Origin of the sequence: Streptomyces sp. NPDC058221, from assembly GCF_042882365.1 — a bacterium.
In the GTDB taxonomy this organism is placed as follows: domain Bacteria; phylum Actinomycetota; class Actinomycetes; order Streptomycetales; family Streptomycetaceae; genus Streptomyces.
This window is the reverse complement of record NZ_JBHVWF010000209.1, coordinates 1-10561: the sequence shown is the minus strand read 5'-3', so window position 1 is coordinate 10561 and position 10561 is coordinate 1. Positions and strand designations below refer to the sequence as shown.

The 10561-nt window shown below is 69.5% G+C and carries 6 protein-coding genes and 1 pseudogene; 5 read left to right on the top strand and 2 right to left on the bottom strand.

From position 1 onward, the window contains the following. Positions 1–30: 30 nt before the first annotated feature. Positions 31–4320, bottom strand: coding sequence for a discoidin domain-containing protein (locus ACFVW8_RS36255; protein ID WP_389697771.1), 4290 nt, complete (start codon positions 4318–4320; stop codon positions 31–33). Between the two features lie 473 nt (positions 4321–4793). On the opposite strand from ACFVW8_RS36255, the gene ACFVW8_RS36250 reads away from it, so the two are divergent. From ACFVW8_RS36250 to ACFVW8_RS36240, 3 genes and pseudogenes are all read left to right on the top strand, one after another. Beyond that, positions 4794–5240, top strand: a complete 447-nt coding sequence (locus ACFVW8_RS36250) for a MarR family winged helix-turn-helix transcriptional regulator (protein WP_389697769.1) — start codon at positions 4794–4796, stop codon at positions 5238–5240. Next, positions 5233–6654, top strand: coding sequence for an MFS transporter (locus ACFVW8_RS36245; protein ID WP_389697767.1), 1422 nt, complete (start codon positions 5233–5235; stop codon positions 6652–6654). Before ACFVW8_RS36250 ends, ACFVW8_RS36245 begins: the two co-directional genes overlap by 8 nt. An 81-nt stretch (positions 6655–6735) precedes the next feature. Continuing rightward, positions 6736–7297 (top strand): annotated as a pseudogene (locus tag ACFVW8_RS36240) (cysteine hydrolase family protein). A 24-nt stretch (positions 7298–7321) separates the two neighbouring features. On the opposite strand, the gene ACFVW8_RS36235 reads toward ACFVW8_RS36240, so the two are convergent. Continuing rightward, complete coding sequence (locus ACFVW8_RS36235) at positions 7322–7816, bottom strand: GNAT family N-acetyltransferase (protein ID WP_389697765.1); 495 nt, start codon at positions 7814–7816, stop codon at positions 7322–7324. 185 nt (positions 7817–8001) lie between these two features. On the opposite strand from ACFVW8_RS36235, the gene ACFVW8_RS36230 reads away from it, so the two are divergent. Beyond that, positions 8002–8739 (top strand): 4'-phosphopantetheinyl transferase family protein, encoded by a 738-nt coding sequence (locus tag ACFVW8_RS36230; RefSeq protein ID WP_389697763.1) that lies wholly within the window; start codon positions 8002–8004, stop codon positions 8737–8739. Between the two features lie 46 nt (positions 8740–8785). Then, positions 8786–10426, top strand: coding sequence for a phosphoglucomutase (alpha-D-glucose-1,6-bisphosphate-dependent) (gene pgm / locus ACFVW8_RS36225; protein ID WP_389697761.1), 1641 nt, complete (start codon positions 8786–8788; stop codon positions 10424–10426). Positions 10427–10561: the final 135 nt, after the last annotated feature.

Below are 10561 nucleotides of genomic sequence, written 5' to 3'. Positions count from 1 at the left end.
AGGCCGGACGGCGTCCCTGTGCGCAGCGGTCTACGGATTGATGTTGATCTTCATGGTGGAGGTCGTGTTCTTCACGTCCTGCGCGTTGCCGCTGAGCTTCAGGCCGTTGAAGGTGACCTCACCGACGGCGGGCCCCTGGCCGGCCTCCGGCATCTCGTTGGCCCACAGGCCGAAGCCCGACTTGGCGTCGAGGGCGTCCCCGCTCTTGCGGGCGCCGGTGATCGAGATGTCGGTCAGTACGGTGTCCTTGATCGGGAACTGTGGCTGTCCTCCCACGTAGTTGGTCTGGAACATGATGCCGCTGTACGTCGGGTCGACGATGTCGACGTTGTTGATCCGGATGCCCTGGAACACCTTGGAGGCGGAGAACAGCCAGATGCCGGGGAAGGTCTGCGTCCCCCAGAAGTGACCGCCTGAGCGGATGACCGACACGTTCTCGATCGTCGTCGGATCGGTCCCGAAGCCGTTCATCGGGTAGCCGAAGTCCAGCGAGCTCACCGTGATGCCCGAGTAGACCAGGGTGTCCGCGATGAGGATGTTGCGGAAGGTGTTGTCGAAGCCGCCGTAGACGGCGACACCCGCCGCACGCCAGGTCAGGATCGAGGTGAGGTTCTCGTACACGTTGTTCTTCATGTCCGAGCCACCGGAGTCGATCGCCGAGAACAGGGCGAAGCTGTCGTCACCCGTGGCCCGCGACTCGTTGTTGACGACGTGGTTGTCCGTCGAGCCGTTGGTCATGTTGATGCCGTCGGCGAACGTGTCACGGATGCGGGAGTTCTTGATGGTGATGCTGTCGGTGTTGGCGCCCCAGTAGAGGCACACCGTGTGCTCGTTCCAGACATTGTCGATGGTGATGTCCGAGACGTTGGAGAAGTCGAACACCTTGCCCGGTCCGTCGATGCGTGAGGTGTAGTTCCCGAAGTAGGCGAAGTTCGCGAACGACGATCCCTTCGCACTGGCCTCGGCGCGGAATCCGTTGTCGGTGTTCTCCTGGGACCCGGGCGCGTGGAACCTGGTGTACCAGGGCCCGGCGCCGACGACCTTCACGGCCTTTCCGTAGACCTGGAACTTGCTGGCGGTCTCGTAGTCACCGGCCGGCAGGTAGACACCGACCAGCTTGCCCGTGGTGTCCATCCGGACCTTGTCCAGGGCGTTCTGGACGTCCTGGTGAGTGAATCCGGCGGGCACGGCGTAGGCGGCCGGGTCCGGGTTGGCGATCTGTGTCGCCTGCTCCAGGCTGACGAAGTCGATCGCGTAGGCGGAGGTGTTCGCGGCGTCCTTCTGCAGCCGGATCTTGCTGCCGGCCGGAACGGTCTTGCCGAGCATCACGTTCGCCTCGTCGTAGATGTGCCGCGGCGACCCCGCCCCCGGGGAGTTTCCGGGTCCGGTCTCGGCGCCGTACAGCCAGGCGTACTTCGAGGTGAGGTCGATCGCCTTGAGGAAGGTGCCGTCCACGTAGAGGTTCAGCTTGGAGTCGATGCCTCCGCCGCCCTCGGAGTCCGGGATGGAGAACCGGGTCACCAGGGTGTTGGTGCTCGCCCTGGTGGTGAACTCCACGTAGTTTCCGGTGCTGTTGAGGGTCACTGCCTTGCGGCCGGACGCCTCGCCCGCGACGTCGCCGACGGTCCGGTTCGGACCGACGACCTTTGCGCCGCCCCCGGTGACGCCGTCCTCCGCCTCGTACATGTCGTACGGCATGTCCGCGCCGCGGCCGACGAAGAGCGAACTGGTGGAGGTGTTGTTCTCGCGCTTCACCGGGAGTTCGTTGGCGTCGTCCGCGATCACGGTCTTGACGCTGTACGAGCCGTTCGCCGCCTTCCAGCTGCCCAGGTTCACCGGGTCACTCGTCTTACCCGGGGCGATGGCTCCGCTGTACGCACCGGTGAGGGTCTTCACCGCGGCGCCCTTGGAGTCGGTCAGGCTCAGCGTGATGGCGTGGCTGCCGCCCGCCGATGCCACCGAGCCCTGGTTCTTGACCGCCACCGAGAAGGCGACGTCGTCGCCCTCGGACGGGGCCGAGGGCGAGGTACTGACGGCGGTCGCGACCAGGTCCGAGCTGGCGACCGGCTTGACGACCAGACCGGTCGTGCTCGTGTAGGTGTTGTCGGTCTCGTTCTGCTCGATGACCTCGTCTCCCGGGTCGGCGACGGCACTGAGCTCGTACGTGCCCGCGTCCCGCGGCCCTATCTCGGCGCTGACCTGAGTGGAGGCCCCGCCCGCCAGTGCGCCCACGGACGCCGTGGCGATCTTGGAACCGCCGAGCCGGAATTCGAGCTTGCTCGCCGGCGACGCGACCGAACCGGCGTTGCGCACCGTGGCGGTCAGGGTGACCGGGTCCGACTCGACCGGCGCGGCCGGAGCCGATGTGACCCCGCTGACCTGGAGGTTCGGATTGGGTGCCGGGGCGCCCAGCACCTGGAACTCCGCGACCTGACCGGCTCCGGAGCCGGTGTTGGAGTTGAACTTCAGCTGGACGTCGGCGACCCGGCCGTCCACCGGAATGGTGACCGCGTTCCCGCTGCCCGGGCTGAACGCGTAGTCCTTGGCCGCGACGAGGCCGGTGAAGGACGAAGCGTCCTGCTCACGGCCGAGGACCTGGATGTTCTGGGTTCTGGCTCCCCAGCTGCTGTCCGGGTTGAGCTTGACCACGACGCTGTCGGTGTCGGCGTTGGCGCCCAGCTTCACGGTGAGCGTGTTCGGGTAGCTGCCCCCGGCACCCTCCCAGTACGTGCTCAGGCTGTTGTCGTTGGCGTTCTCCGCGACGAACGTGTTGACCACGGACGAGGCGGTGATGGGCTTGCCGACCGCGAGGTTGGAGGCCGCGCTCGTACTGCCGTTACGGGTGACGGCGTTGCTGTCCCCCGACACGTTGCCCGCGGCGTCCTTGGCACGGACGGTGTAGGAGACCGTCGTCGCGGCGGACTGGCTGTCGGTGTAGCTGGTGACATCACCCGCCACGCTCTTGCGCAGCACGTTGTTGGCGTAGATGTCGTACCCGGTGACGGCCTTGTTGTCGGTCGAGGCCTGCCAGACCAGCTTGATCTGCCCTGCGGACGGCTCGGTGAAGCTCAGGTCCGCCGGTGCGGTGGGCGCCTGGGTGTCACCGGAACTCCCGCTACGGGTCACGGTGTTGCTGTTCCCCGAGGCGTTGCCCGCCGCGTCCTTGGCCCGGACGTGGTACGACACGGTGGTGCCGGCCGGACGGGTGTCGGTGAACGTGGTGACGTTGCCGGCCACGCTGCTCAGCAAGGTGTTGTCGGCATAGACGTCGTAGCCGGTGACGGCGGTGTCGTCCGTCGACGCCTTCCACGTCAGCTTGATCTGCCCGGTGGCCGGTTCGGTGTAGGCCAGCTGCGTCGGCGCGGTAGGTGCCTGGGTGTCACCGGACTCGGGGCCGTAGATCTCCAGCTCGGAGACCTGGGCGCCCGGCTGGACGGAGTTGGCGCTGACCAGGACGCGCACATAGCGCGTGGTCGTGGCGTCGAAGGAGATCGTCGCCGACTCACCCGCCGTCGGGCTGAAGCCGTAGGCCTTGGGCTGCGTCAGGTCGGTGAAGTCCGATCCGTTGGCGCTGCCCTGGATCTTCAGCGTCTGGTTTCGGCTCTCCCAGCCGTCCGGCAGCCGCAGCACCACACGGTCGACGCGGACCGAGGAGCCGAGGTCGGCCTGGATCCACTGGGGCAGTTCGCCGTTGCGGCTCTCCCAGTAGCTGGCGGCGTTGCCGTCGTTGGCCTGGGCGGCGACGTAGGTCTGGGTGTAGCTGCTGGCCGTCAGTTTGCGGCCGGCGGCGAGGTTCACCGACGACTCCGCCGCCGCGTGGACCTCCAGCTCGGCGAGCTGGCCGTTCTTCGAGGCCGTGTTCGCGGTGATGTTCGCCCGGACGAACCGGGCCCGGGTGGCCGGGAAGCTGATGGTCACCTTGTTGGAGCTGCCCGGTGCGAAGGTGTAGGCGGCCGAGGTCTTCAGCGTCGAGAAGCTGCTGCCGTCGGCGCTGCCCTGGAGCGAGAGCGTCTGGCGGCGGCTCGCCCAGCCCGCGGGAAGCTTCAGTGTGACCTGGTCGACGCGGGTCGTTCTGCCCAGATCGCTCTGTACCCACTGGGGCAGGGCCTTGCCCGAGCCCTCCCAGTACGTCGACTGTTCGCCGTCGGCGATGTTGTCCGCGGCTTTCCCGCTGCCCGCGCTGCTCGCGGCCGCCTTGTGGCCGGCCGCGATGTTCGGGCCGCCGGCCGCGGACGCGTGGAGCGCCGGCCAGCCGATCATCAGCAGGCTGGTGGTGACAGCGGCGGAAAGGACCCGCCATCTCCATCGTTGCGTTCTCATATGTCCCCGATCTTCGGCCTCGGCGCAGGGGGCGCGACCAAGGCGCGGCTCTGGCTGCGTACCTGCGAGGGCATGGTTTCCTGCACCCGCAGGGTGGACTTTTGCGTATTGCGGTCAGAGAGTTGCAGAGAATTGATGGAGAGTCCACCATTCCGGCAGAAGACGAAACGGAGGCGGATTCCCTCGCACCACCCCAACTGACGTGACAAACAAGGCGATAGATCACCGATCGCCCACACCGCAAGCGCCCCGCAATTTACGCAACATATTTGCGGGAAAGCGAAAGGCGCCGAAAAGCGCCAGCTCGGACGGGGAGAGAACGCCGGCTCGGGCCGGTACACGGAATCGCGGAACCCCTGGGGTGAGGAAGGAGGAAAAGGAGGAAGGGGGGCGAACGACAGCGCAGCGCGTCGGGCAGCGAGTTACACAGTCCAAACTGTACACCTCAAGCTGCAGGTTCTACTGTGGGCTGCATGAACGAGAGCCCGCGTCTGTCGCCCTCGGCGGTTCAGGCCTCACGAGAGGTCCGCACGGTCATCGGCCGGCTGCGACGCCGCATCCTGAACGCCGCCGAGGCCGAGGACATCACCTTCGGGCAGGAGTCCGTGCTGACCCGGCTGTCCGGCGAGTCGGGCGTCACGGCCAGTGAGCTCGCCTCCGCCGAGGGGGTGCGCCACCAGTCGATGACCGCCACGGTCGCGGCGCTGACCGATCTGGGGCTGGTGGAACGACGGCCGGATCCCGGCGACGGACGCCGTCTGCTGATCGCACTGACCCCGGAGGGCGTCCGGCGGGTGGCGGAGGGGCGGCAGGCCCGGCAGGAGTGGCTGGCCGGTGAGCTGCAGGACAGGTGCACGGAAGAGGAGCGGCGGGCCGTGCTCGCCGCCATGGCCGTACTGGAGCGCCTCACCCATGACTGACCGGACGACGCAGGGGCCTGCCACGACGGCGCCGGCGGGTTTCGACCGGCGGCTGCTGCCGCCGATGATGCTGGGCTCGGTCCTGAACCCGGTCAACTCCACGATCATCGCCGTCACGCTCATCCCCATCGGCAACGCGCTGGGCGCGCCGCCCTCGCAGACCGCGTGGCTGGTCTCCGCCCTCTACCTGGCGACGGCTCTCGGGCAGCCCGTCGTGGGCCGGCTCATCGACATCTTCGGGCCGCGCAGGCTCTTCCTCGTCAGTACGAGCCTGGTCGGGGTCGCAGGTGTCATCGGCACCCTGGCGCCGAACCTGGGGGTGCTGATCGGCTCCCGGGTCCTGCTCGGGTTCGGCACCTGCGCGGGGTATCCCGCCGCGATGGCACTGGTGCGCAGCGAGGCGAAGCGCACCGGCCGGGACAGCCCCGGCGGGGTGCTGACCGCCCTGGCGGTGGCCAACCAGACCATCGCGGTGATCGGCCCGCTGCTGGGCGGTCTGCTGATCGGCCTGGGCGGCTGGCGCGCCACCTTCGCGGTGAATGTGCCGCTGGCCCTCGTGGCCGTGGTGCTGGGGCTGCTGCGGCTGCCCAAGGAGGCCGGGACCGGCGAGTCCCCGCAGCGCGGGCGCATCGCCGCCCAGCTCGATCTGCCCGGGATGGCGCTGTTCGCCGCGATGCTCATATCCCTGCTGCTGTTCCTGATGAACCTGCACCTGCGCGACTGGTACCTGCCGGCGATCGCCGCCGCCGCGAGCGCCGCGTTCGCGGTGCGGGAGCTGCGGGCTCCCACCCCGTTCATCAATCTGCGGGTGCTGGGCGGCAACACGCCGCTGCTGGCCACCTACGGGCGGGCGCTGGTCGCCTACGTCGTCGCCTACTCCTTCCTCTACGGCTTCACCCAGTGGACGGAGGAGGGGTTCGGACTCTCGCCGTTCCACGCCGGACTGGTGCAGATCCCGATGTTCCTGGTGGCCATCGGCGTCTCGGTCCTCACCGGCCGGCGCAAGGGTGTACGCGGCAAGCTGCTCGCCGGCGGACTCGGGCAGGTCGTCGCCTGTGTCGTGATGCTGATGCTCAGCGGGGACAGCCCCGTGTGGATGCTCGTTCTCGTCGCACTGATCTTCGGCGTCCCGCAGGGACTGAACAGTCTGGCCCTGCAGAACTCCGTCTACTTCCAGGCCGATCCCGAACGCACCGCCTCATCCGCCGGGCTGCTGCGCACCTTCGCCTACGTCGGCTCGATGATCGCGTCCTCCACGGCTGCCGCCTCCTTCGGGCAGCGCGCGGACACCGGCGGCATGCACCACCTCGCCTGGATCATGCTCGGCGCAGGAGTCCTGTATCTCCTCCTGACCCTCTTCGACCGCACGCTCGGCCGCGCGAAGGACGGGCAGAGCCCGGCCGACGCGCCGTAGGCGCCATGGAGCACCCGGCGGCCGCGCGCCGCGCGCACCCCAACTCCCCCGTACCGGCTCCCTGATCGAAAGGCGCCTGCCATGGCCCGCACCGCACTCCTCGCGATGGACCTCCAGCACAGCCACATCGCCCACTGCCCCGATGACTACCTGCCGCGCGCCGCGCACGCACTCGCCACCGCTCGCGCCGCGGGCGTCCCCGTCATCCATGTGACGCTCCGGCTGCGCCCGGGCCACACCGACGCCCACCCGCGCAACAGGATGTTCGGCTCGCTGCCGGCCCACCTCTACACCGCGGACGACCCGGGCGCCGCCATTCACCCCGATGTCGCCCCCGCCGACGGGGAGACCGACCGTCGTCCACAAGAACCGGGTCAGCGCCTTCGCCGGGAACAACCTCCACCAGATCCTGACCGCACAGGACATCGGTCATCTCGTCCTGGCCGGCATCGCCACCGGCGGCATCGTCCTGTCCACCGCCCTGCAGGCGGCCGATCTCGACTACGCAGTCACCGTCCTGTCCGACGCCTGCACCGACCCCAGCCCCGCCCTGCACGACATGCTCCTGAACGAACTCCTCGCCCGGCGCGGCGAGGTCATCACCGTGGACGAGTGGGCCAAGACCCTCGACACCGCTTCGTAGCCGTCCGCCGCCACGCCCGCCGGGTCAGTCCGACGCGCTCCAGCGGTACCGTACGTCCGGCTCGCCCTCCTCGTTGCGGCTGCCGTCGTTGAACTCGGCAGCGGTGAAGCCGTGCCGCTCGTAGAAGGCACGCGCACCGGCGTTGCGCTGGAACGCGTAGAGCGCGAGCCGCTCGGGGCTGTGTTCCTTGGCCTTCGCCAGCAGCCGGCTGCCGATGCCACGGCCCCACACACCGGGGCTCAGATAGAGCTGTTCCAGCTCTTCGCCGTCGACCGAGACGAATCCGGCGATCTCCTGCCCGACGCCCTCCTCGTGGAGTTCGGCCACCCAGACGTCCGTGCCGGGCAGTACGACATGCGTCATCCAGTCCAGCGTGGCCTCGTCACTGTGCACGCGCGGCAGGTACGGCATGGCCGCGGCGCGGGAGGCGAGGAAGAGCCGGGTGAGAGGCGTCGCGTCCTGTGCTCGGGCCTCCCTCAGCCGTACGGTGGCGGACTGCGGGCGGTCGTCCGATGGCATCCGGTGTCTCCTGTTCGACGGGACGGTGGCCGAAATGCCCCCCGCGCCCCTCGGGATCGGTGTGACCTGGCCACCTGTGATCGAACATACGTCTGTGCCGGTCGGGATCTCCATAGAATATGGACGCCCGCTCCGCCGTTGACACCCGCTCACGGCACCCGCCACGGCCGAGGGAAGACGTCACGGTGTACCAGCCCCACGAGTTCGCACCCACCGACACCGGCTATCGGGGCCCGGTGCCCTCCTGGGAGCCCGGTGCTCCCTCGTTGTGGCTCGTGGACGCGCGGCAGGAGGGCGAACGGGCGCGGCGGCTCGCGCCGGACATCCTCGACGACGAGGAACTCGGGCGCGCCGGAAGTCTGGTCGTCGAGGCCGACCGCCTCTGCTATCTGGCCTCGCACGTAGCGCTGCGGATGCTGCTCGGCGCCCGGCTGGGCGTCGCCCCCGCCGCCGTCCCGCTCAGGCGCGAGCCGTGTCCGTCCTGCGGCGGTCCGCACGGCCGGCCCGCGACCGACGGCGGTGTGCACTTCTCCCTGTCGCACACCCGGGGCATCGCACTGCTGGCTTTCGCCGGCACGCCGGTGGGGGCGGATGTGGAGGCCACCCCGCAGGCCCGGACGGTGGCGGAGATCGGGGACCAGCTGCACCCGGCGGAGCGCCGCGAGCTGGCCGAACTGCCCGAGGACCAGCGGCCGGCCGCCTTCGTCCGGGCGTGGACCCGCAAGGAGGCCTACCTGAAGGGGACGGGGTTCGGCCTGGCCGGCGGTCTTTCGCACGATCACCTGGGCACCGGTCCGCATCCGCAGCCCGGCCCCGCGGGCTGGACCGTCACCGATGTCGCGGTCCCCGCCGGACACGCGGCGGCGGTGGCCGTACGCACGGCGGGGCGGGCGCCCGCCACCGCTGCCGACCGGCGAAAATGATCCGGCGGGCAGATCGCACCGACCGACCGATACGGAGGAGTGGCAGATGCCGCACACACGAGCCGGACAGCTGGCGCGTCCCGAGGACCTGACCGATGTGGCACGGCTGGTGACGGCGTACTACACGCTGCACCCCGATCCGGCCGAGGCAGGCCAGCGGGTCGCTTTCGGCACCTCGGGACACCGGGGCTCCTCGACGGCCACCGCGTTCAACGAGGACCACATCGCCGCGACGAGCCAGGCCATCAGTGAGTACCGGGCCCGGCAGGGCACGGACGGGCCGCTCTTCCTCGGGGCCGACACCCACGCGCTCTCCGAACCCGCGCGCGTCACCGCACTCGAAGTGTTCGCGGCGAACGACGTCGCCGTGCTCATCGACTCCGCCGACGGCTACACCCCGACACCCGCGGTCTCGCACGCCATCCTCACGTACAACCGCGGCAGGACGGACCATCCCGCCGACGGTGTGGTGGTCACCCCGTCCCACAACCCGCCCGGTGACGGCGGGTTCAAGTACAACCCGCCGAACGGCGGTCCGGCCGCGTCCGCGGCGACCGGCTGGATCCAGGAGCGGGCCAACGAGATCATCACGGACGGTCTCAAGGACGTGCGCCGGCTGCCGTACGCCCGCGCGCTCGCGGCCCCGTCGACCGGGACGTACGACTTCCTCGGCAGCTATGTGACGGACCTTCCGTCCGTGCTCGATCTGGACGCGGTGCGCACGGCCGGGGTGCGGATCGGTGCCGACCCGCTCGGCGGGGCGTCGGTCGCGTACTGGGGCCGCATCGCCGAGCAGCACCGGCTCGACCTCACCGTGGTCAACCCGCTCACGGACCCGACCTGGCGGTTCATGACGCTGGACTGGGACGGCAGAATCCGGATGGACTGCTCCTCGCCGTACGCCATGGCCTCGCTGATCGGAGAGCGCGAGCGCTACCAGATCGCCACCGGCAACGACGCCGACGCGGACCGGCACGGCATCGTCACCCCGGACGCCGGCCTGATGAACCCGAACCACTACCTCGCCGTGGCCATCGACTACCTGTACACCCACCGGGACCGGTGGCCCGCGGGGGCCGGCGTCGGCAAGACCCTGGTGTCGTCCGGGATGATCGACCGGGTCGCCGCCGACATCGGCCGCGAACTGGTGGAGGTGCCGGTCGGGTTCAAGTGGTTCGTGGACGGTCTGGCCGACGGCTCGCTCGGGTTCGGCGGTGAGGAGTCGGCCGGGGCGTCCTTCCTGCGCCGGGACGGATCGGTCTGGACGACCGACAAGGACGGCATCCTCCTCGCGCTGCTCGCCTCCGAGATCCTCGCGGTGACGGGCGACTCGCCGTCCGAGCGCTACGCCGCGCTGACGTCCCGGTTCGGTGAGCCCGCGTACGCCCGGATCGACGCCCCGGCGGACCGTGAGCAGAAGGCGGTGCTGGCGAGGCTCTCCCCCGAGCAGGTCAGCGCCGACACCCTCGCGGGCGAACCGGTCACCGCCGTGCTCACCTCGGCGCCGGGCAACGGCGCGGCGATCGGCGGGATCAAGGTGACGACGGAGAACGCCTGGTTCGCCGCCCGCCCCTCGGGCACCGAGGACGTCTACAAGATCTATGCCGAGTCCTTCCTCGGCAGCGAGCACCTGAGCCGTGTCCAGGAGGAGGCCAGGGCCGTGGTCTCGGCGGCCCTGGACGCCTGATACGGCACCACGGGCCCGCATCCCGGTGCCGGGATGCGGGCCCGTGCCGTATCAGGGGGTAAACAACTGTTCCTATTTATTTCAGTGGATATGCGGGGTTCTCTGTGAATATCGTGGTGCTGTGAAGCTTTGGGA